The 21867-nt window shown below is 38.8% G+C and carries 29 protein-coding genes; 17 read left to right on the top strand and 12 right to left on the bottom strand.

The genetic code is table 11. The features are described from left to right. Window positions 1-34 precede the first annotated feature (34 nt). The 6 genes from rplQ to rpmJ are packed head-to-tail and all read right to left on the bottom strand — an operon-like array spanning window position 35 to window position 2957. Window positions 35-385 carry a 50S ribosomal protein L17 gene (gene rplQ / locus FM071_RS01150; RefSeq protein WP_193111225.1) on the bottom strand — a complete coding sequence of 117 codons (351 nt, stop codon included), beginning with the start codon at window positions 383-385 and terminating at the stop codon, window positions 35-37. 27 nt (window positions 386-412) lie between these two features. Next, a complete protein-coding gene (locus FM071_RS01145; protein WP_193111224.1) occupies window positions 413-1411 on the bottom strand; it encodes a DNA-directed RNA polymerase subunit alpha in 999 nt (332 codons plus the stop codon). A gap of 25 nt (window positions 1412-1436) precedes the next feature. Beyond that, window positions 1437-2063, bottom strand: a complete 627-nt coding sequence (gene rpsD / locus FM071_RS01140; RefSeq protein WP_193111223.1) for a 30S ribosomal protein S4 — start codon at window positions 2061-2063, stop codon at window positions 1437-1439. Window positions 2064-2074: 11 nt separating this feature from the next. After that, the gene (gene rpsK / locus FM071_RS01135) at window positions 2075-2467 is read right to left on the bottom strand and encodes a 30S ribosomal protein S11 (protein WP_193111222.1); all 393 of its coding nucleotides are present in this window, start codon (window positions 2465-2467) and stop codon (window positions 2075-2077) included. A gap of 11 nt (window positions 2468-2478) precedes the next feature. Beyond that, entirely contained in the window at window positions 2479-2841 is a 363-nt protein-coding gene (rpsM, locus tag FM071_RS01130; protein WP_193111221.1) for a 30S ribosomal protein S13, read from the bottom strand. 2 nt (window positions 2842-2843) lie between these two features. Further along, complete coding sequence (gene rpmJ / locus FM071_RS01125) at window positions 2844-2957, bottom strand: 50S ribosomal protein L36 (RefSeq protein WP_041675103.1); 114 nt, start codon at window positions 2955-2957, stop codon at window positions 2844-2846. Window positions 2958-3209: 252 nt separating this feature from the next. Here rpmJ and FM071_RS01120 point away from each other — a divergent pair, with 252 nt between their 5' ends. From FM071_RS01120 to FM071_RS01100, 5 genes are all read left to right on the top strand, one after another. Beyond that, window positions 3210-4151 (top strand): diguanylate cyclase, encoded by a 942-nt coding sequence (locus FM071_RS01120; RefSeq protein WP_193111220.1) that lies wholly within the window; start codon window positions 3210-3212, stop codon window positions 4149-4151. Between the two features lie 108 nt (window positions 4152-4259). Beyond that, the gene (locus tag FM071_RS01115) at window positions 4260-6371 is read left to right on the top strand and encodes a ribonucleoside triphosphate reductase (protein ID WP_193111219.1); all 2112 of its coding nucleotides are present in this window, start codon (window positions 4260-4262) and stop codon (window positions 6369-6371) included. Beyond that, on the top strand, window positions 6368-6520 hold the full coding sequence (gene nrdD, locus FM071_RS10780; protein ID WP_193111218.1) for an anaerobic ribonucleoside-triphosphate reductase: 153 nt from the start codon (window positions 6368-6370) through the stop codon (window positions 6518-6520). The genes FM071_RS01115 and nrdD overlap by 4 nt, the downstream gene beginning before the upstream one ends. Further along, window positions 6483-7184, top strand: coding sequence for an anaerobic ribonucleoside-triphosphate reductase activating protein (locus FM071_RS01105; RefSeq protein WP_193111217.1), 702 nt, complete (start codon window positions 6483-6485; stop codon window positions 7182-7184). Before nrdD ends, FM071_RS01105 begins: the two co-directional genes overlap by 38 nt. 129 nt (window positions 7185-7313) lie before the next feature. After that, window positions 7314-7454, top strand: a complete 141-nt coding sequence (locus FM071_RS01100) for a hypothetical protein (RefSeq protein ID WP_193111216.1) — start codon at window positions 7314-7316, stop codon at window positions 7452-7454. A gap of 8 nt (window positions 7455-7462) precedes the next feature. Here FM071_RS01100 and FM071_RS01095 read toward each other — a convergent pair whose 3' ends face one another. After that, the gene (locus FM071_RS01095; RefSeq protein WP_193111215.1) at window positions 7463-8143 is read right to left on the bottom strand and encodes a response regulator transcription factor; all 681 of its coding nucleotides are present in this window, start codon (window positions 8141-8143) and stop codon (window positions 7463-7465) included. Then, window positions 8133-9347 carry a PAS domain-containing sensor histidine kinase gene (locus FM071_RS01090; protein ID WP_193111214.1) on the bottom strand — a complete coding sequence of 405 codons (1215 nt, stop codon included), beginning with the start codon at window positions 9345-9347 and terminating at the stop codon, window positions 8133-8135. Before FM071_RS01090 ends, FM071_RS01095 begins: the two co-directional genes overlap by 11 nt. A gap of 124 nt (window positions 9348-9471) precedes the next feature. Here FM071_RS01090 and FM071_RS01085 point away from each other — a divergent pair, with 124 nt between their 5' ends. After that, a complete protein-coding gene (locus FM071_RS01085) occupies window positions 9472-10497 on the top strand; it encodes a hypothetical protein (protein ID WP_193111213.1) in 1026 nt (341 codons plus the stop codon). Window positions 10498-10509: 12 nt separating this feature from the next. On the opposite strand, the gene FM071_RS01080 is transcribed toward FM071_RS01085, so the two are convergent. Further along, window positions 10510-10854, bottom strand: coding sequence for a hypothetical protein (locus FM071_RS01080; RefSeq protein WP_193111212.1), 345 nt, complete (start codon window positions 10852-10854; stop codon window positions 10510-10512). Window positions 10855-10942: 88 nt separating this feature from the next. On the opposite strand from FM071_RS01080, the gene FM071_RS01075 reads away from it, so the two are divergent. Then, entirely contained in the window at window positions 10943-11572 is a 630-nt protein-coding gene (locus FM071_RS01075) for an NAD(P)H-dependent oxidoreductase (RefSeq protein WP_193111211.1), read from the top strand. Here FM071_RS01075 and FM071_RS01070 read toward each other — a convergent pair. Beyond that, window positions 11562-12038 carry an HAD family hydrolase gene (locus tag FM071_RS01070; protein ID WP_193111210.1) on the bottom strand — a complete coding sequence of 159 codons (477 nt, stop codon included), beginning with the start codon at window positions 12036-12038 and terminating at the stop codon, window positions 11562-11564. The genes FM071_RS01075 and FM071_RS01070 overlap by 11 nt on opposite strands. A 74-nt stretch (window positions 12039-12112) precedes the next feature. Here FM071_RS01070 and selD point away from each other — a divergent pair, with 74 nt between their 5' ends. Continuing rightward, entirely contained in the window at window positions 12113-13144 is a 1032-nt protein-coding gene (gene selD / locus FM071_RS01065; protein ID WP_226960544.1) for a selenide, water dikinase SelD, read from the top strand. A gap of 1 nt (window position 13145) precedes the next feature. Beyond that, on the top strand, window positions 13146-14240 hold the full coding sequence (gene mnmH, locus FM071_RS01060) for a tRNA 2-selenouridine(34) synthase MnmH (RefSeq protein ID WP_193111209.1): 1095 nt from the start codon (window positions 13146-13148) through the stop codon (window positions 14238-14240). On the opposite strand, the gene FM071_RS01055 is transcribed toward mnmH, so the two are convergent. After that, window positions 14241-14549, bottom strand: coding sequence for a hypothetical protein (locus FM071_RS01055; protein ID WP_193111208.1), 309 nt, complete (start codon window positions 14547-14549; stop codon window positions 14241-14243). A 36-nt stretch (window positions 14550-14585) separates the two neighbouring features. On the opposite strand from FM071_RS01055, the gene FM071_RS01050 reads away from it, so the two are divergent. From FM071_RS01050 to FM071_RS01025, 6 genes are all read left to right on the top strand, one after another. Continuing rightward, complete coding sequence (locus FM071_RS01050; protein WP_193111207.1) at window positions 14586-15269, top strand: Crp/Fnr family transcriptional regulator; 684 nt, start codon at window positions 14586-14588, stop codon at window positions 15267-15269. Between the two features lie 61 nt (window positions 15270-15330). Beyond that, window positions 15331-15744, top strand: a complete 414-nt coding sequence (locus tag FM071_RS01045) for an Hsp20/alpha crystallin family protein (RefSeq protein ID WP_193111206.1) — start codon at window positions 15331-15333, stop codon at window positions 15742-15744. Between the two features lie 16 nt (window positions 15745-15760). Then, on the top strand, window positions 15761-16186 hold the full coding sequence (locus FM071_RS01040; protein WP_193111204.1) for an Hsp20/alpha crystallin family protein: 426 nt from the start codon (window positions 15761-15763) through the stop codon (window positions 16184-16186). A 27-nt stretch (window positions 16187-16213) separates the two neighbouring features. Continuing rightward, window positions 16214-16708, top strand: a complete 495-nt coding sequence (locus FM071_RS01035) for an Hsp20/alpha crystallin family protein (protein ID WP_193111203.1) — start codon at window positions 16214-16216, stop codon at window positions 16706-16708. A 23-nt stretch (window positions 16709-16731) separates the two neighbouring features. Further along, on the top strand, window positions 16732-17979 hold the full coding sequence (locus FM071_RS01030; RefSeq protein ID WP_193111201.1) for an SPL family radical SAM protein: 1248 nt from the start codon (window positions 16732-16734) through the stop codon (window positions 17977-17979). A 7-nt stretch (window positions 17980-17986) separates the two neighbouring features. After that, a complete protein-coding gene (locus FM071_RS01025; RefSeq protein WP_193111200.1) occupies window positions 17987-19165 on the top strand; it encodes an NnrS family protein in 1179 nt (392 codons plus the stop codon). Here the strand turns inward: FM071_RS01025 and FM071_RS01020 are convergent. After that, complete coding sequence (locus FM071_RS01020; RefSeq protein WP_193111199.1) at window positions 19162-19599, bottom strand: outer membrane lipoprotein; 438 nt, start codon at window positions 19597-19599, stop codon at window positions 19162-19164. The genes FM071_RS01025 and FM071_RS01020 overlap by 4 nt on opposite strands. 130 nt (window positions 19600-19729) lie before the next feature. On the opposite strand from FM071_RS01020, the gene FM071_RS01015 reads away from it, so the two are divergent. Both FM071_RS01015 and FM071_RS01010 read left to right on the top strand, forming a co-directional pair. Further along, window positions 19730-20983, top strand: a complete 1254-nt coding sequence (locus FM071_RS01015; RefSeq protein WP_193111198.1) for an arsenic transporter — start codon at window positions 19730-19732, stop codon at window positions 20981-20983. 30 nt (window positions 20984-21013) lie between these two features. Continuing rightward, on the top strand, window positions 21014-21865 hold the full coding sequence (locus FM071_RS01010; RefSeq protein WP_193111197.1) for a CvfB family protein: 852 nt from the start codon (window positions 21014-21016) through the stop codon (window positions 21863-21865). Window positions 21866-21867 lie beyond the last annotated feature (2 nt).

Genomic DNA, 21867 nt, shown 5'->3' with positions numbered 1-21867 from the left:
CAAAAGCCCCAACTTCATAGAATAAGTAAACTGATTATACTAATTCTATAAATGCCATTGGTGTAGCGTCACCACGACGAATACGAGTTCTAGTGATTCTAGTGTAACCACCAGCACGCTCAACATATTGAGGTGCTAATTCGTTTACTAATTTTTTTGTTGCTTCTTTATTTTGAAGCGCAGCGAATACTGCTCTGTGAGAGTTTGAATCACCTTTACTAGCAGTAGTGATCAACTTCTCAACGTAAGAGCGAAGCTCTTTAGCTTTTACAGCAGTAGTTTCAATTTTACCATGTTCAATTAACGAAATACTAAGATTTGCTAAAAGTGCTTTTCTATGTGCACTTGTACGACCTAGTTTACGATATCCATGACGGTGTCTCATATCTTATTCCTCTTTAATTAGCGCTTCTTAAGAAGCTGCTTCAATTTTCTTTTTTAGTGCAGTTGCTACATCATCTTCTAGATCAGCACCAACTGTAAAACCGAACTCTTGAACTTTCTCTACGATCTCATCGTAAGATTTTTTACCAAGATTTTTTACATTTTTAAGATCATTTGTACTCATAAGTACGATCTCTCCAATGAGTTTAATATTTGAGCGGTCAAGGCAGTTAAAACTACGAGCACTCAATCCCAAACTATCAATGTTAGTCGTTAGTTTTTTAAGATCCGGCGACTCTTCAACTCTCTCAATTGTACTTGGTGCTTTGATACTGATCTCTGAATTAAATACAGCTAATTGTGCGTACATAACTTCTAAAGAGTTTCTAAATGCATCAACAGGAGAGATTTGACCATCAGTTTTGATGTTCAGAACAACTCTTTCAAAGTTAGGATTGTCCTCTACAAGTACATTTTCAATCTTATATGTTGCACTTCTTACAGGTGTAAAATATGCATCAAGTGCAATGTAATCATCATCAGCGATTTCTGCAGCTGTATCTTCACTTGCAACATATCCGATACCCTGAGCGATTTTGATGCTGAAGTTCAATGTAGAATCTTCATTTAAAGTTGCAAGGTGTGCTTCTGGAGTCACAACTTCAACCTCATCATTACTAAGATCAGCTCCAGTGATTGTACATGGACCTGCAAAGCTGTAGTTTATCTCTGCCTCTGTTGCATCATTGTTTAGTTTAAAACGAATCTCTTTAAGATTTAAAATAAAATCAGAAATATCTTCGAGCATACCACGAACTGAGTCAAACTCATGTTTTGCACCTTCGATTTTGATAGCGATCGGTGCATAACCAACTGAGCTGCTTAATAGAAAACGGCGAAGTGGATGAGCTAAAGAGATAGCATAACCCGTTTCAAACGGATATGCCATAATGTTAGCTTCATTCTCACTAATTTGTTCTACCTCAAACTCTTGAGGAGCAAGTGGAGTAGTTTTAATTTTTTTCATACTTTTACGCCCTTTTTATTAATTATTATTTCGAGTAAAGCTCAACGATTAAACGTTCTTCAACTGGAATAACAACTTCTTCACGCTCTGGAAGACGAGTAAAGATACCAAAAACTTTCTCAGCATCGATGTCAACCCATGGAGCTAAACCTGTTTGGTTTGTAAGCTCAATAGCACGTTGAATTTGGTTGTTTGTTTTACTAGACTCTTTTACTTCTATTTTTTGACCCGGTTTAACACGGTAAGAAGGGATATCTACTTTTTTACCATCTACAAGGATGTGACCATGTGTTACAAGTTGGCGAGCGAATCTACGAGTAGATGCGAATCCCATTCTGTAAACAACATTGTCTAATCTTTGCTCGATAAGTGTAATAAGGTTTGTACCTGTATTTCCATCACGGCGTTTTGCTTCAACAAATAGTGCATGGAATTGCTTTTCAGAAATACCATACATGAATTTTGCTTTTTGTTTCTCATTAAGTTGTAAACCATACTCAGAAACTTTTTTACGACGCTGACCATGTTGACCTGGGCCATATGGACGTTTTTCTAAAGCAGCTTTTCCTGCTAAACGACGCTCACCTTTTAAGTTAAGGCTTACTCCAAATCTTCTTTCGATTTTTTCTACTGGACCTCTATATCTTGCCATCAGTAATCTCCTTAAACTCTACGGCGCTTAGGTGCGCGACAACCGTTGTGTGGTAATGGTGTAACATCTTTCATGAATGTAACACGGATTCCTTCGATAGCGCCAACAGATTTAACTGCTGTCTCACGACCAGAACCAGGACCTTGTACTTTAATACCAAGTTCTTTGATACCATGTACTTTTGCTTTTTCTACTGCATCTTCAACTGCTGCTTGCGCTGCAAACGGCGTAGATTTTTTAGAACCTTTGAAACCAAGGCTACCAGCAGAACTCCAAGCGATCATATTTCCCATTTCATCAGTAATAGTTACCAATGTATTGTTAAATGACGCTGCAATATGAATGATCCCGCGAGATACATTCTTCTTTACTACTTTTTTTCTAACAGCTTTTCTTTTTGCCATAATCTAATTCCTTACGCTGCGCCGACAGTTTTACGTTTACCCTTACGAGTACGCGCATTTGTCTTAGTTTTTTGACCACGACATGGAAGACCACGACGGTGACGAAGACCTCTGTATGATCCTAAATCCATAAGTGCTTTAATATCCATTGCAACTTTTTTACGTAAATCACCTTCAACCATATGGTTTTCACGGATCTCTTTTGTAATTGCAGCTACATCTTCTTCACTTAATTCAAAAACTCTTTTGTTATAGTCAATACCTGTTGCGTCTAATATTTGACGAGCAGTATGAAGACCGATCCCATAGACGTATGTTAGACCATACTCTATTCTTTTTTTCTTAGGTAAATCAACACCAGCTATACGAGCCATGATTATCCTTGTCTCTGTTTATGTTTAGGGTTTTTGCAGATTACTCTTACAATCCCTCTTCTTTTGATAACTTTACAGTCATCACACATTTTCTTTACTGAAGCTCTTACTTTCATCGTAAGTCCTTGTCTATATTGTCTTTACTGTTTTCAGGCACAGGCTCTCAAACCCCTGCCAATACTTTTATCTATACATTATATATAAAGATAGAAATACTCTTTTTCTCTGTTAAAACAGTAAAGCGGATTGGAATTATACCAAAACAAATGTAAAAATTTTATTAAGCATTACCCTGAAGTACTATTTATCTATTAAGTGCTATAATTCAGAGATAAATAAAAAATGCAATAATATTATAAAGTAAAAGCATGTTCCCAAACAAACGAGTAGAAGAGTTTTATACACTTTATCAACAACTTCTAAACTTTTCAGACCTTTCATGGTGGTTAATTGATCTTGAAGACGATCCCGATATTTTTTACTGTAATGACGTAATGTCTCAAACATTTTCACTTGATCCCGACCGTATACAACACTCCGTCAATGAAACATGTCCCATTGCAGGTGACTACAACAAATATATAGCCATTAAGGATGATGCTGCGGCAAAACAGATATTTGATGAATACAAAGCACTGCGTGAAGGAAAAGTGGAAGAGTATTCAAATACATTTCCCTATTATAATCCTGATTCACAAGAGACACTCTACTATTCAAGCCGTGCAAAGATATTGCTTAAAGATACGGAGGAGAAAGCAGCACTTCTATTTGGCCTTATCGAACCGAAAATAGTCAGTAAAGAATTACTGAAAATAGCGAAAACCGATTTTTTAACCGACTTAAACAATCGCAGAGAATTTGATACACAATTAAAATTTTTATTTAATCTGGCACTGCGTGAGAAGCATCCTTTATCTCTCATTATGTGTGATATAGACAATTTCAAAGCCTACAATGACTCACTTGGGCACTATGCAGGAGATGAATGTCTTCGACAAGTAGCAAAAGCTATTAAAAACTCATGCAGCCGATTGAGTGACATCCCATGCAGATACGGCGGGGAAGAGTTTGCGGTTATCGTTTATGCAGACAAAGAAGAGGCTCTTCAACTTGGACAAAATATTGTCACAAATATCCAGACTCTTGCTTTACCTCATCCTGTCTCTAACACGCCGGTTGTAACAATCAGTGTAGGTGTAGCCACGCTTAATATAACTAGCAACTCAACTATTCAAGAGTTGATTGAAAATGCAGACAAAGCTCTCTATCAGGCAAAAGGAAAGAAAAAAAATATCTGCGTACAGTACTAATAAATATCCGCTCTCGCAACAGCAAAAGTGACACAAAAGTGACAGAAATTATTATGGCTCTTTAACGCGAGATGCTATAAACTGCTGACATCACTTTAGGAGTAGTTTATGGTTGAGTATATCTTAAAACGCGATGGAACATACAAGCAATTTCTTTCATACAAAATCGAAGATGCCATTAAAAAAGCATTTGAGAGTGAAAATGTTGCTTATGATGAAGCTGTCTATATCAATGTTTTAGAAAAACTCGACCATAAGCGTGCTGTTGCTGTTGAAGACGTTCAGGATATGATCGAATATGAGCTATACAAGAACAGATACTTTGATGTTATGCGTTCTTTTATACTCTATCGTCATATGCATAAGATGCAAAGAGACAATCTGCTTGATGAAGATACAACCTACATCAACTCTACACAGACCATTGAGGAGTATATAAATGGCAGTGACTGGAGAATCAAAGCAAACTCTAACACGGGCTACTCCAATGCAGGACTTGTAAACAATACTGCAGGAAAAGTGATCGCAAATTATTGGCTGGATAAAATCTACTCAAAAGAAGAAGGGTATGCACATAGAAATGGGGACTATCACATACATGACCTTGACTGCTTGACCGGCTACTGTGCCGGCTGGAGTCTTCGTGTTCTTCTGGATGAAGGATTTAACGGTGTGCGAGGAAGAGTAGAAAGCAGTGCACCCAAACACTTTCGGGAAGCTCTTGGACAAATGGCGAATTTCTTGGGAATTTTGCAAAGCGAATGGGCGGGAGCACAGGCTTTTTCCTCTTTTGACACCTATCTGGCACCTTATCTATTTAAAGACCAACTTGACTATAAGGAGGTAAAGAAAACTGTTCGAAGTTTCATATATAACCTTAACGTTCCTGCACGATGGGGACAATCACCTTTTACAAACATCACAATCGATTGGAACGTCCCTCAAGATTTGAGAGACCAGATTCCAACAAGTAAGCAAAGACATCTCTTTGAGGATATAGATGATGCCGATCTAAGATTCAAAGCACAAGAGCGAGGCGTAGCTTCTCTCACAGATATGACATACAAACATTTTCAAGAAGAGATGAACATGATTAACAAAGCTTACTATGAGGTTATGACAGAGGGGGATAAAACCGGCCAACCCTTTACATTTCCTATACCTACCGTCAATATCACAGAAGATTTTGACTGGTACGGCGAAAATACAGACCTGCTGTTTGAAAATACGGCAAAAATTGGCTCTTCCTACTTTCAAAATTTCATAGGGAGCCAATTTAAACGCGATGAAAACGGTCATTTAATACCCAATGAAGAAGCATACAAACCCGGACATGTCCGCAGTATGTGTTGTAGACTACAGCTTGATTTAAGAGAACTGCTTAAACGAGGCGGTGGCCTATTTGGCTCTGCAGAGATGACAGGAAGCATCGGTGTTGTCACCATCAATATGGCACGGCTTGGGTTTTTGTATAAAAAGGACAAAGAAGGACTTCTTCAGAGGCTCGATGAACTGATGGAACATGCAAAATCGACACTCGAGAAAAAACGCGTCTTCATTCAGGAGATGTATGACAGAGGACTTTTTCCTTATACGAAAAGATACCTTCCCGGATTTAAAAACCATTTTTCAACCATCGGTGTCAACGGTATCAATGAGATGATTTTAAACTTCACCGATAAATGGGAAGATATCACAACAGAACCAGGAAAAGAACTCGCCGTTGATGTGCTCGATCATATGCGTGAGCGTATGGTAGCATTTCAAGAAGAGACTGGCAATCTCTATAACCTTGAAGCAACTCCTGCCGAGGGAACGACATACAGATTTGCAAAAGAGGATAAAAAACGCTTTGGTGACAAGATAATTCAGGCAGGTGCAGGAGAGAACATCTACTACACAAACTCCTCACAGATTCCGGTTGACTATACCGATGATCCATTTGAAGCATTAGAACTTCAAGATGAACTGCAAACAAAGTACACAGGGGGAACAGTTCTGCATCTTTATATGCAGGAAAAAGTCAGCTCAACCGAGGCCTGCCGAAAACTTGTCAAAAATGTCATCTCAAACTTTCAGCTTCCATACATCACAGTGACACCGCTCTTCTCCGTCTGTCCGAAGCACGGTTACATTGCAGGAGAGCATGAATACTGTCCAAAATGCGACGAAGAGTTGTTTGCGAAGTACGAAAACCTAGATTTAAGGAGTGTATCATGAGTAAAGAAGATATTTTAATGCTTTTAGAGAGTAAACGTCAAAAGTGTATTGTCTACACAAGAGTTATGGGTTACCATAGACCTGTTGAGAGCTTTAACATAGGGAAAACAGGTGAACACAGACAGCGGGTTCAATTCAAAGAACGATAAAGTCATCTATGATATAACGAAGTTCACGCATCTCGATTATCCTAACCATCTCGCTGCTATTTTTTGGTTCAGCGGATGCAATATGCGGTGTGATTACTGCTATAACAAAGATATTGTCTTTGCAAAGAGCGGTAATTACACATTTGAAGATGCACTGGACTTTCTACGCAGCAGAGTCAATCTGCTAGAAGGCGTCGTTCTCTCCGGAGGTGAAGCAACACTTCATCAACTCCAGCCCTTTTGCCAAGCTATCAAAGCACTTGGATTTTTAATCAAACTCGACACCAACGGCACCAATCCTCAAATGATGCAAAAACTGCTTGAAGCCAAACTCATAGATTATATAGCCCTTGATTACAAAGCACCTGCAGACAAATTTGAGCAAATAACCCATTCTAGAAAATACAGAGAGTTTTCTCAAACACTTGACCTGCTTATGGCATCGGATGTAAAGTTTGAGGTACGCACCACTCTGCATGCAGATCTTTTGGATGAGCATGACATCAATTCCATCATAAAAGATTTACACTCAAGAGGATATGAACAGCCATACTTCATTCAAGATTTTCGCGAGACCCAAAACAACATCGGCGACCTCAAACAAGCTAAAAAAAATTTTGATAAATCACTGCTGTTAGAAGCCAAAAATATCATTTGGCGATAAAATCAATTTCTTGATATATATCAACTTTTTTACAAAAATAACTTGATATCATTCTGCCAAGTTTTAAATCGGACAAAAATTGTCTTATTTAAAAAATATCAAAAAAACTTACCATATAAAGGAAAAAATATGACAAAAATCGTATTAGCACTAACATTTGCATTCGTTGCCGCACAGGCAGAAAATATCGTTCACTACGATACAAAAACGGTAAAAAAACCATCCATCACAAAACCATACCATCCAAGTACAGATCTTTATACAAAATAATTCATATCTCAGGCTACCACTATCTGGTAGCCCTCTCCTTTGACATTTTTAACAAGATCTTTTGAGGTCTTCTCACGCAGACGCCGAACGAAAGTCCGCAGCCTCGCATCAGTGGCATCGCTATCCCATAACAACTCTTTTATCTTTGCATCATCGACAATCAATACGCCCTCACTATGATTCTCAATCAACAGTTGCAAAAACTCTTTTTCTTTCTTTGTCAAAGCAATGTATCTACCCTTTTTGTAGAGTGTTCTTTTACTTTTATTGTAGGTAAACTCTCCATGTAATGAGAGTGAACGTTCCCCGAAAAAACCTTCCAAAGACTTGATGTAATCCAAAAGTTCATCAGGGTCAAAAGGTTTTATAAAATACTTCACGACACCTACATCAATGGCATCCAAAAACTTCTCCGTATCACTAAAAGCACTCAATATGATGATGGGAACATTTCTATCTATGGCTTTTATCTTCTTAGCCATCTCAAGTCCTGTAATTTTTGGCATCATGATATCGGTAATGACAATATCAGGCTCTATCTTTTCAAAAAGCTCCAAACCCTCTTCTCCGTCATGCGCGACACTAAACTTGTAAAAACTATCACCAATGGCATTTTTTAGCAGTTGTGAGAGTTTCTCTTCATCCTCGACAAGAAGCACCCTGAGTGTTTTTAAAAATTTACTGCGCATTTTTTGTCTCCAGAGGGATTTTTATCTTAAAAGTCGTCATACCTTTTTTTGAGCTGACATCGAGTGAAGCGTTAAACCCTTTTTCACAGATCATCTTTGACATAAAAAGACCAAGCCCCGTTCCCTGAGACGCATGCTTGGTTGTGAAATAAGGCTCAAATATCTTATAGCGCTCTTTTTCTTTGATGCCGCCGGCATTATCCGTGATCCACACATAAGCAAACCCGTTATCGCTTTTTATCTGGATGTCTATCTCACGGATCAGAATACTTTTCTCCACAAAAGCATCACGGGAGTTTTTCAAAAGATTGACAATGACCTGCGTGAACTCGTTTGAAATACCAAGAATCTGCACATCTTCATAGCTTGTTTTTACCTGTATCATATCGCGTTTAAGTACTCGTTTTAAGATATGAAGTGCCTCTTCAATACTCTCACGCAACAAGAAAGGCTGTTTCTCTTTTTCAGGCTTAAAAAAATTCGAGAAGTCTTCTATGGTATTGGACATATTTTTTATAAGCACTTTGCCATCATTATAAAGTGCATCTACCGCTTCCTTATCTCCATCCAAAGCCGCTTTTTTCAGAGAAAAGAGTGTTAGATTCAACTCTGTCAGCGGTTGTCGCCACTGATGGGCAATGTTGGCAATCATCTCTCCCATGGACGCAAATCGTGACTGCCAGAACATGACCTTCTGCTTCTCCTCGTTCTTTGCTATCTCCTTTTTGACACGCCTTTCAAGTGTCTCATTAAGCTCTTTTAACTCCTTTGTTTTTTCTTCGACTCTTTTTTCAAGTCCGCGGTTCAGCTCTTCGAGTTCGAGCTCTTTTTTTTCCAAAGACTCCCGGTAAAATACCTCTTTGGTCACATCATAACGGATCGCTATGAACTCCTGGATCATATCTTTTTCATCTAAAATGGGAATGACTGTCGTGTTGACATAAAATGTAGAGCCGTCTTTGGCACGGTTTTTTACAGTAGCTTTGTAGATCTTTTTAGCTTTTATGGTCTGCCAAAGGAGTTTGAATTTTGAAGCGGGAACATCAGGATGTCTGACAATATTATGATTTTTCCCAAGCAGCTCCTCTTTGGAGTAACCCGATATCTTGCAAAACTCATCATTCACAAAAGTAATGATGCCGTTTACATCGGTTTTAGAGACAATATTGCTGTTTTCAATCGCTTCTTGATACTGCTGTAACATAGATTAATTTTAGCGAAATTCATCCAAAATCATTCTTACAGTATTATGCCGTGTTATCTAAATTGCTTTTAAAATATCAACAAACAAGATATAATAATTTTTCTTTTCAGTGAAGTTACATAAGATGATAAAAAAACATAAAAATAAAATTATTCTAGCACTGATGGGCTTACTGCTTATGAGCGTTTACATCTTCTTTACAACATGGCAGGAAAGAACTTACAAAGAGGTGCATACAATGTACCCACTTGAAAAGTCCAAAAACCCGAAAGCGAGTGAAGAGTTTTTAAAAGCGATGGAGTATCGTATCTACATAAAAGAGTTACATCCCTATTTTGATTACAACAGTTTTGTAATGGCTCCTTTACTGATGAAAATGAACTATCACTTTAAAAAAGGTGTCGCACTTCTTCCAAAAGACAGTGTGGAAGACATAGTATGGTGGACACTTTTTTATAAAGAGATTTACGGACTGCTTGTGCCTCCAAGAAACGACAACTCTATGGCCTATGAAAACCTACCGCCAAAAGAGTTTACAAAAGTGCATGATGCAATCTACCGAATGATAATGCGTTATCCGGAAGGGAAGGTCTATTTCGATATTCCTGAGAGAAAAACTTTTAGATTTAAAGTTATGGCTATTTTGGTTGGGTTTTATTATGGAGAATATTCAGATAGATATATAGGTAATACAGATAAAGATCGAGCAGAAATATATGCTATTGACCATAATGTTTTAAAAAATTTACAGCAAGTGCTGGACAAGTATCATTTAGCATATAATAAATATATAAATCAAGTAAAAGACAGAAAATTTATGGATATTGAATACACCTCAGATGTCATAGCTATAGAAACAACTTTTTTAGCACATTATACTTTTGTAAACAATATTCAAAAACTTCCTGTCGAAATATGCAATTCTAAAAATGTATATTTTATGATAGACAATTCAAATAAAATATTTAATCATATTATTAACAATACAAATTATCAAGCAAGATATTTAGAAGAGCGTTTTTTTAAAGATACTTCAAATTTTCCTGTAATTATGAAACTTTTACAATACAGGTGTCCAAACCTCCAACCAGAAATCACTCAAGTAGTTCAAAAAATTGACCAACTCAACCAAACAAAGAATAAGAAATGAAGGAAGCCTTGATTAATCCCAAAGTACACTTACGCCGTACTCTTCATTAAGAATTATTGTTTTGGTATAGTAGATTTTCTTACCGTATTTTTTACTCAGCAGTTCTACCTCAAGCTCGCCTTCGCTCAAAAGCTCACGCACCTCTTTGTATGAAAGCCATTTGCCGTATTTTGCAAGAGAGTTCTGCCAGATGCGAAAGCCGCAGGTCGCGTCCTCACGCAGCTCGTACATCTCACCGTCTTCACTCATCCAGTGAGCGTTGGAACAGGCATAAAGTTTTACCTTCTTCCCTCGCACCTCTTTATCACGCACCTCTATCTGACCATCATCACAATAGGGACATTTTCCTAAAATCATCTCTCTACTCCTGTTTGTGCTATGATTATAAAACATTTACGAAACTGTCTTGAAATTTATGGCAAATTGACATATTAAAGGGGTGAAAATGCAAAATAAATTTATGGATGCGATGAACTTTCGCCATGCGTGTAAGATCTTTGATGAGACAAAGAAGATAAGTGACGAGGATATGCACTTTATTTTAGAGTGCGGCAGGAAATCGCCATCGTCATTCGGTATGGAAGCATGGAAATTTTTAGTGATAACAAATGAAGAGCTCAAAGCCAAGCTCAGGCCGGTGTGTTGGAATCAGGTACAGATCACTTCATGTTCCCATCTTGTAATCGTTCTTGCCGGCATTGAGAGCCTGAAAGTAGAATCCGGTGAGGTTGAAAAAAGATTTAGAAGACGTGAGATGCCACAGGAATCTCTTGATATGTACATGGGTCTTTATGCAAGCCATTTGGCAAATACACTCAGTAGTGATGAAAATATCTACTGCTGGAGTACGAGACAGACCTATATTGCCGTAGCAAACATGATGACGGGTGCTGCCTTTATTGGCATCGACTCCTGCCCGATAGAAGGCTTTGAAAAAGAAAAAGTTGAAGAGATATTGGATTTGGACACAACAAAGTTTCAAGTGGCACTCATCTTACCATTTGGATACAGACTCAATCCACAATCTAAACAACTCAGACTGCCGTTTGATGAAGTCGTGGAGTTTATACCCTAAGCGTAGCGATTAATCTTTTAGGATACACAAAGAGTTCAAGCGCCTCAGATATAGACCTACATGCTATGTCTGAAGCAAGCAGACTTTTTGTGCTGCACCCTTCATCGCCAATTACACAAATACCTATTTCTGCACTTTGTAGCATTTTGGCATCATTATTGCCGTTGCCGATAGCTGCACATTGACTTTCATTGAGTTCAATAATATAGTCCTCTTTTTCCAAGGTGTGATTTTGACTGCGTAAGATCTTAATATGCAAGTCTAAATCCTGCAGTTCTTTGTTTACACTGCCAAAAGTATCTGCCGTAATCACATGTAATGTATAGTGCTGAGCCAAAGTAACTAGGAGTTCTTTGATCTCTTCTTTTAAAACACCGTCTTTGGCTATCGTGCCGTTGTAGTCTAAAACTATATGCTTGAGATTTATTCTTTTATAATTTGGTATTTCTATGATATTTGACTGCATCTTCTCTCCTGTTAATCTTCTTCTTAGACAAAGAAGACTAGTATATAAAACTTAAATTCAGGATATTATACATTATGAAAGATATAAAACTCACACAGTACAGCCACGGTGCAGGATGCGGCTGTAAAATTTCTCCAAAACTACTTGATTCTATTTTAAAAAGCTCACGTGAAACTATTGTTTACCCTGAGCTTTTAGTCGGTAACAGTACAAAAGATGATGCCGCGGCGCTTGATTTAGGCAACGGCACTTCTGTTCTAAGTACAACCGACTTTTTTATGCCAATCGTAGATGACCCTTTTACTTTCGGACGCATCGCTGCAACCAATGCCATCAGTGACATTTATGCCATGGGTGGCAAACCTGTCATGGCTATTGCCATCTTTGGCTGGCCCATCAACAAGCTTGATGCCGATGTGGCCCGTGAAGTGATTGACGGCGGTCGCTCAGTTTGTGAAGATGCCGGCATTCCTTTAGCCGGAGGGCACAGCATAGATTCGCCTGAGCCTATTTTCGGACTTGCCGTTACAGGTATAGCAAAAAACGAACATCTCAAACGTAATGATACAGCAGAGAGTGAATGTGAGCTCTTTTTGACAAAACCATTGGGTATAGGAATTCTTACAACTGCGCAAAAGCAGGGAAAAATAGCTGATGGAGATATTGATGTCGCCGTTGAAGCCATGTGTACGCTAAACAAAATCGGCGCAGAGATTTCTCAGCTTGAGGGTGTAACTGCCATCACAGATGTAACCGGCTTCGGTCTGCTTGGACATTTAAGCGAGATATGTGAAGGGAGTAATATCAGTGCAGTTGTAGAGTTTGATAAAGTACCGACACTCAAAAATATTAAAAAGTACCTGCAAATGGGCTGTGTTCCCGGCGGTACACGTAGAAACTTTGAAAGTTACGGCGAAAAGATCTCTCCGATGACACCTGAGCAGCAAGATATATTATGTGATGCCCAGACTTCCGGCGGACTGCTGTGTGCCGTGCGAAAAGATGCTGTTGATGACTTTTTAAAAATTACAAAAAATGCGAGACTTGATTTAAGCCCGATTGGAAGAACCACCCCACGTTCAAAACATTTAATCGAGGTCGTATAGTTTGCAGCTGCCTTTAAGTGATGATTTTTTATCTATTGTGCTTAATGAAACACCTCTGCTCGATGTTCGCGCTCCTGTTGAATTTAACAAAGGGAAATTTATCAATGCGACAAATCTGCCTATACTCGATGATGAAGATCGCAGACTCGTAGGAACGAAGTATAAAGAAGAAGGCAATGCCGCCGCCGTTAAATTAGCCGAGTCACTCATAAAAAATGAGGGCAAAGAAAAGAGAGTGGCACAATGGAAAGAATATTTACATAAAAATCCCGATGCAAAGCTCTACTGTTTTCGCGGAGGTCAGCGTTCGGGAATTTCACAAGAATGGCTGAATGAAACCGGTATTACAATCACAAGACTCAAAGGCGGTTATAAAGCTTTTCGTAATTTTTTAATGCAGCAGAGTGAAGAGATAAGTGCCAAAACATCTACGCTTATCTTAGGCGGGAGAACAGGTTCCGGGAAAACCATTCTCTTAAAAAAACTTCGAAATACTATCGATCTTGAAAGCATTGCGAACCATCGCGGCTCTTCTTTTGGCAGTTATGTAAATGCCCAACCCTCACAGATTGATTTTGAAAACAATCTGGCATATAAGCTTATACAATTTCATCATAAAAACTTCAACAAACTTGTCATAGAACATGAAAGTCATAATATAGGAAAAGCTTTCATACCGCAATCTGTCTATAATAATTTTATGCAGGGAGAGTTGATTCTACTTGAAACATCACTTGAAAAACGTGCCGCAATAACTTATGATGAGTATGTAACATCTGCTCTTAAAGATTATGAAAAAGTCTATGGCAACGAAGCCTTACAAAGATGGGCAGAAGATGTCAATGCCGGACTCTCCAGAATAAAAAAACGACTTGGAAACCAACGGTACAGAGAACTAAAAGAGTTGTTTGAAAAGGCGTACACCCAGCATGAAAGCAAGCAGGCTAAATCTCTTTATCAAGAGTGGATAATGCGACTATTAAATGAGTATTATGATCCTATGTATGATTACCAGATTAAAACAACTTCTATTCCCATTATTTTTAAAGGGGATGAAGAAGCTGTGTCAGAATTTATAAACACTCAAGAAAAGTAATCAATCAGCATTGAATATACTACGCGATTTAAAAAAGATGACAAGCATATAGATAACGCTGAAACCATACTGGGCAAAATCATCCGGCTTTGAATCAATGTAATAATCAACTACAAAGAAATAGATAATCATCAGCAATGCCAATATGCTCAAAACAAGATCCAGCATTGCAAAAGTTTCATCGTAAAAATAGAGCACTAGAACAAAATAACCTAACACCGCAGGAAGAAAATGACCTGTTACATACCAATATGCACTTGCACTGACAAGTAAAAGCATATTTAAAAAGAGTTTTTCTGCATCTTCCATTTTAGTGTATCCTTATTTATATGATACAATTATAGCATGCAAAACAACTCAAAACAATTAGAACTTTTAAACAACACGACACAGACCTTTGAAGATGAATTTTACAAATATGCAAAACCTCTGGAATTTGAAAAAGGAGCATCGCCTTTTTTCCCTGATGATCTGCTTGAGTATTTTTACATCGTTGTCGATGGACGCATAAAAACCTACCAGATCAATTTTGAAAATTCAAAAGAGCAGACCATCTTTATCTATAAACGCGGGGATATGTTCGATGTCATCTCACTGCTAGATCATAAACCTCACGATGTCGCTTATGAAGTGCTAGAAGACGCTAAAGTTCTTCAACTTCCCATAGAGCGTGTCCGTTTCTGGCTCGAAAACGATAGAACATTCAACCAGAAGTTCTTTCCTTATCTCGCAGCACAGATGCGTCACACGGAAGAACTTGCAACTGATCTTGCACTTTATGATACAAAGGACAGACTCGTCAACCTGCTTTTAGACAATCTCAATCCAAACAAACCCTTTAAATATCATCTGCTGCAAAATCTCTCAAACTCAGAGATCGCAAAACTTCTCGGGACAGTACGTCACGTCATCGAACGCAGTCTTAAACAGCTAAAAGCGGACAACCTCATCGAAACCGGCAGACGCAACATAAAAATCACAAACTTTAAAAAACTTCAGGAAAAAGCCTCCCAAATGCTACTTAAGTAGCAAAACTCCTTTTTTAAATTTATTATTATTTCGTTAAATAAATATTTTTAAGGAGTCTATCATGCTAGTAACAAGAGACAGAAGATACGATCTATTTAACGAATTTTTCAAACAGTTTGAACAAGAAGAACCAAAAGAGGTCTTTGACTTTACCCCTGATGTAAATACACGTGAAGGTGACGATGCCTACTACATCGACGTTGATCTTCCTGGTGTAAAAAAAGAGGACGTTGAGATAAATGTCGATAAAAATGTCCTTACCATTAAAGGAAAACGTGAAACACGTGAGGAAGTAAAAGAAGAAGATTACTATAGAGTTGAGAGTGCGTACGGAACATTCTCACGCAGCTTCAGACTGCCTGAAAAGGTAGATGTAGAGAACATCGAAGCAAAAAGCGAAGACGGTGTACTTGAAATTGTCATTCCAAAACTCAAAGTAGTTAAAGATTCTACGAAAAAAATTGAGATCAAATAATTTTAGGAGGTGTAGTATGGATATTGTAAAAACAACAAAAGATGTAGCACAAAAAGCAGAAGAAAAAGTTGAAAAAGGCTTGGAGGTCGTTAAAGAGACTTTTAACAATGTAGCTTCACACTTGCCTCTGGCAAACCTGGCAAAACACGATAATGACAAATTCACTATCGAAGTTGATTTACCTGGTGTTAAAAAAGAAGATATAGAATTGAAAGTTGAAGATGACTACTTGACTGTCACAGCAGTGCGCAGATATAAAAATGAAGTTAAAGAGGATGATTATTACCTCCGCGAATCGAACTTTGGAGTCATCTCACGCAGCTTTGTCCTCTCTGACAATATTGATAGAGACAAGATAGAAGCGAAATTCGAAGATGGCAGACTTTACCTTACATTAGAAAAAGTAGAGTCCAAAAAAACTAAAAATATCAGCATCAAATAAAGGTGCTGATAAAGAAGGAGCACTTTTATGAAAAAAATCTTACTATCACTTTTTACAGCAGCTTTACTCGGGAGTGCAGCCAATGCAGCAAACAATGTCACAGATCCCTATGATGCTGACTTTGCACAAATGAACAAATACTTCAATTCACTTATAGAATCTCATCTAACAAGTGCCAAGTTGAACAATATCGGTTATCCGAGAATGGACATAGTGGATTCTGCTAAACAGATTACTATCAAGTTTGACCTTGCCGGCGTTAACAAAGAGAACATCAAGCTCTCTATTGATAATGACAAAATCTTGACACTCCAAGGTGAAAAGAGAGAGTCCAAAGAGGCAAAATCAAAAGATTATGTAAAAAAAGAGATCTTTTACGGAAGCTTTCAAAAGCAGATTCAACTACCTGACAATATCGACGAAAGTAAGCTGAGTACAAAATTTGAAAATGGAATCCTAAGCATAACCATTCCAAAAACAGAGATCAAAAAACCAAAAGTGAAAGTTATTCCTATAAAATAAGAACTTTTTGCTAAAATTCGCTTATGAATTATAATGAAAAGTTTACCAATACAATTACTAAGACATTTTTCTCCAAACTGCCTCAAAATGAACAATCGTTCATCCGTGAGGCGGCATTCAAGTATAAATTTTCCCACCAAGAACTCATTCAAATAATCAACATCGCCCGTGATTTAGAGATGTGGAATGAAGCAGGCATCAGTGAGATCTTTCCTGAACACCCCTCACGCAAAGTTGCATTTAAAAAACTCAGAGAGAAGTACGAAGCTATTCGCAATGCACCAAACTCTTACGAAAATTTTGAACTCAAAAACATTCCACAAGAGCAGAAGTACACTTTTAAGACAGAAGCAAAAGAGGGTTTTGGACTAGGTCTGTGCCCTGTGGCGAGCGAAAAGACACGCTGCTGTAATCTTTTGACACTTGACGCGGTCGAATCATGCGGATTTGACTGTTCATACTGTTCTATTCAAAGCTTTTACAATCAAAACACCATAACCTTTGACAGCAGCTTTAAAGACAAACTGCTCAATTTAGAACTCGACCCGAACAAGACCTATCACATTGGAACAGGGCAAGCATCTGATTCGCTGATGTTTGGCAACCGTGAAGGAGTTCTCGATGCACTTTTTGCCTTTGCAAGAAAATATCCAAATGTCATTTTGGAGTTTAAAACCAAGTCAGACAATATCAGCTACCTGCTTGAAAACGACGTTCCAAAGAACATACTCTGCACCTGGAGTCTCAATACCCCGACTATCATAGAAAATGAAGAGCACCTAACAGCCTCACTCGACAAACGTCTGCGTGCAGCAAGACGCGTTGCAGACAAAGGTATAAAAATCGGTTTTCATTTTCACCCTATAGTCGAGTATGTCGGTTATCTTGACGAATATCAAGCGGTATATGAAAAACTTATACTACAATTCGACCCGTCAGAGGTGGCTCTCGTTAGCTTTGGAACATTGACGTTCATCAAACCTGTTATAAAACAGCTGCGTGAGCGTGAATTTCACTCTAAAATAACACAGATTCCGCATGAAGATGCAAGCGGCAAGACATCCTATCCGGAGACGACAAAGATAGAGATGTTCAAGCATGCCTATGAGAGCTTCAAACCATGGCACTCCAAGGTCTTTTTCTATCTCTGTATGGAATCGCATGAACTCTGGAGTAAAACCTTTGGCTACCAGTATGCAACGAACAATGATTTTGAGCATGCCATGCTAGAGGCTTACGCTAAAAAAATCGGACAAGACTATTTAATCTAGGAATATTATGAACAAACAAACAAAACAAAACTACTTTTTATCACAACCACACCAGCCTTTTTTCATCCTCGGAGTTGCCAATGCAATCATCATAATGCTTCTCTTTGCACTTGCCTACAAGGGAGTGCTCTCTTTAACCGTTGATAATACATTTTTTCATGTCTACACGCTTATCTTTTTACTCTTTACAAATGTTTTTACAGGGTTTTTATTTACAACTTTCCCGCGCTTTAACCAAACAGAGGTCATAGACAAAGCTTACTATACAAAAATATTCTATGCCAATGCCATTGGCTCACTCCTTTTTCTCATCGGTGCAGTTTTTAATCTCTATCTGCTCATTGCCGCTATGCTTATAATATTTGTCGCGCAGATATTTATCGTCAAGAAACTGCAAACTATTTTTCTTGCAGGTCGCGCACCAGACAAGACAGACTCATTTTGGATTTTAACAGCGCAGTACTTTGGAATAGGCGGACATCTCTTGTTTCTCATCGCCGTCGCTTTTCAACTCCCTGCAATCATTCCGACTGCTGTAAACATCACCTTTTATCTCTATCTTATCTTTCTGGCATTTAGTGTCGGTCAGCGTATGATTCCATTTTTCTCACACTCATGGGCAGAGAAAAATCCAAATTTCATTAAGATCACCTTTGTGTTGTTTATTTTCAAAAGTATCTTTGCATCGGCCGGCTTTGCAGTTGGAGAGATAGTTGTTGACATCATACTCGCATCATATATGCTCAAAGAGTTCTTGCGTTGGGATTTGCATCCGTTTCATTCACCCTCCATCCTTTGGGTGCTGCATCTCTCACTCTTCTGGCTGCCTGCAGCCTTTGCACTCTCGGCAGTATCACTCACAGCAGAGCTTGTCTTTAACACCTCTTTTTACTTTTTAAACATCCACCTGCTTGCCATCGGGTTTTTAACAACGGTACTCATCGGCTTTGGAACACGCGTTACCCTCGGCCACGCAGGAATGCCGCCTCACGCAGACAGATTTGCCACAGCTATCTTTCTTTTTATCCAGCTCGTTGTACTGCTGCGCACACTCTTTAGTCTCAATATCGCTTTTGGATGGGGTGCAAACTTTTTGTTTGACATCTCCTTTACTGCCTGGCTTCTGCTCTTCATTATCTGGGCAGGTCGTTATGGAAAAATACTCATCTTCGGCAAGAGCACCTAGTCTATTTTATAGACTTGGTCAACCTTCTTTCCGTCTTTGATAATTTTGACTCTGTCACCAATACTATAGCCGCTTCCCTTAACAACTACAACAATATCACGGCCATCATCGAGCATGACTGATAACTCGGAAGCATTGGCTTTTCCTGCTTGATTTCCGGCATAAGCTCCTACAAGACCGCCTGCAAGAGTTGTCAAAGCAGTTCCTCTGCCTCCACCCATCGTCGATCCAATTACAGTACCGACAATAGCACCTAGAAAAGTACCCGTACCGCTGTCACTCACCACTACCGGACGTACGTTACGCACTGTTCCAATCTCATATGTTTTTATTTCTCTGTAAGAACTGCCGTCATATTCAGGTCCGCTATTGGTTGCACATCCGCTTAAAATCAGCATGGCTATTATAGAGGATGCTGTTAAAAACTTTTTCATAATCGCTCCTTTTCATTAAATGCATCAATTATAGCTCAAAAGCATTTGCAAATTGTTAATATATCAATATATCTTGATATATTATATTTATTTCGTTATACTTTCAAAAAAACAACAGGACTTCATTATAATGCTCACAGCATCGCTTATCTTTTTAATCACACTCATCTTCGTCATATGGCAGCCGCGCGGCTTGCAGATAGGGACAACTGCCGTTATTGGCGCCATCACTGCTTTACTTTTGGGAGTCGTGAATTTTCATGATGTTGTCATTGTTTTTGATATCATTTGGGATGCAACACTTGCCTTTATCGGTATCATTATCCTCTCTATGGTGCTTGATGAGATCGGTTTTTTTGAATGGGCAGCACTTAAGATGGCAAAATTTTCAAACGGCAGCGGACGAAAGATGTTCTTCTACTCCATCATCCTCGGTGCTGTCGTCTCGGCTCTTTTTGCCAATGACGGCGCGGCACTCATTCTCACGCCGATTCTTCTTGCAAAAATGAAAGTTTTAAGACTCAATACAAAAACTATTCTTGCCTTTTTGCTAGCAGGTGGTTTCATCAGTGACAGCGCATCGCTTCCGTTTGTCTTTTCAAATCTTACCAACATTGTAACAGCTGACTATTTTGGCATAGGTTTTACCGAGTTCATCGCCAATATGATCGTGCCATACCTTGTCAGTGTTGCTGCATCTATGGTTGTTCTTTTTGCTCTTCTACACAAAGACATTCCAAAAGAGGTGGATATCTCACTGCTTCACAATCCGGAAGATGTTATCAAGCACCGCGGACTTTTTAACTTTTCTTGGCTTTTTCTGGCTGTTTTACTCGCAGGCTATTTCATCGGAGATATCTACCATGTCCCTGTTTCTGTCTTTGCACTTGGCGGCGGCATACTCTTTTTGCTCATAGCATCGTACACAAAAAGTGTTCACGCAAAGACAATCATCAAAGAAGCACCGTGGCAGGTTGTCTGGTTTTCACTCGGTCTGTATGTTGTCGTTTACGGACTTAAAAATGCGGGGCTTACAGATGAGATAGCACAGGTGCTTCATTATCTCAATACACAAAGTCAGACAGTGGCAGTCGTTGGTACTGGTTTCATCGCGGCAGCACTCTCTGCAGTTATGAACAATATGCCGACAATCATGGTTATGGATATTGCACTTGATGACATCCATAATCAGGCAATGATCTACGCCAATATCATCGGCTGTAACCTCGGCCCGAAAATGACGCCATTTGGTTCACTGGCAACACTGTTATGGCTGCATTCACTTGAGAAAAAAGGCATCAGCATCAACTTCTGGTCCTACTCAAAATTCGGACTTATAGTCACACCGCCTGTACTACTTATAGTGCTCTTATCTTTGGTATAATGTCATACTTTAAACACAACGGAATTACCAATGAAAACACAAGACTACTTTTTAGAACTCGGCAAGATCAACACACTCAAAATCGACAGACTCACCACACCAGGTGCTTACCTTATGGCGCAAGACGGCAATGATGTCCTGCTTCCCGGACAATACCTCACGCAGGATATGAAAGAGGGAGATCTTGTCGATGTCTTTTTATATACAGACTCTGAAGACAGACTAGTCGCAACCACGCAGACACCAAAGGCAAAACTCGATGAATTTGCACTCTTGGAAGTCGTAGATGTCGCTCCTTTTGGTGCTTTTATGGACTGGGAACTGCCTAAAGATCTACTTGTACCCAAGCAGCTGCAAAAGACTCCTTTTGCTGTAGGAGAGAAACGCTTCATAAAAGTCGTTTACGATGAACGTACACACCGTCTTGTCGGCAGTGAAAAATTGGGAGATTTTTTTGACAAACATCCAAAAGGCCTTACACCGAACAAAGAGGTCGATATTCTCATCATTACCAAAACACCTCTTGGTTTTAAGTGTATTGTCAATGACAAATATGAAGGGCTTATCTACCATAATGAAATCTTTGAGAACATCAGCCTGGGTGACAAAAAAAAGGCTTATGTGAAAACTGTTCGTAAAGACGGTAATATCGACCTGAGTCTCAGAGCTGCCGGCAGTAAAAAAAGCGGTTCATCTGCAGAGAAAGTGCTTGCACTTCTCAAGGAAAATAACGGTATTATGCCTTACAACTACAAAAGTGATGCCGAACTTATAAAACAAGCTTTTGGTTTGAGTAAAAAAGAGTTCAAACGTTCCCTTACAAAACTGCAGGATGACGGTCAGATTGAAGTCAAAGATACAGGCATCTATCTCAAAGACTAAAC

It is taken from the genome of Sulfurimonas paralvinellae (assembly GCF_014905135.1).
GTDB lineage: Bacteria > Campylobacterota > Campylobacteria > Campylobacterales > Sulfurimonadaceae > Sulfurimonas > Sulfurimonas paralvinellae.
The sequence above is the reverse complement of the archived record's forward strand: the minus strand, read 5'-3'. Positions and strand labels throughout refer to the sequence as shown.